At 32.9% G+C, this 419-nt stretch carries 1 pseudogene; it reads right to left on the reverse strand.

Annotated features, from left to right (window positions below):
* Positions 1 to 327, reverse strand: a pseudogene (locus ACWIUO_RS13900) (hypothetical protein); the annotation flags it as partial.
* Positions 328 to 419 lie beyond the last annotated feature (92 nt).

Genomic DNA, 419 nt, shown 5'->3' on the forward strand with positions numbered 1-419 from the left:
ACATTCTTTGCAGTATTTTTTGATGATTTTTTTCACTTCGGTTTGATATTCAGGGGATTCATACATTTTTATGCAAACTTCTGCTAAACGACTAGGCTCATAGTCTTTAGCTTGAGATTTTCTAGCTTTTGTTACAAAATCTGCTATGTCTTGCAATGCGTCATCAAAATTATAATGCGTAAGCTGACAAAGCTGAGCTACAAATACCGAAGTAGAATCTTGCTTTTGTAGTGCATCAAATGATACACCAAAACATTTGCTTAACCCCAAAAATGCAAGTTTATCGCGCATAAAAATCTTTCTGCCACCTTTTAATCCCACAAACAATTCCATTCCTTTTTGTTTATATGTCGTTTTATCGTTTTTTGTTTCTATATCAATGTATTTTTTGCAACTTATAGAAGCGTTTTGAAAGACAG

This window comes from Helicobacter sp. T3_23-1056, from assembly GCF_053654535.1.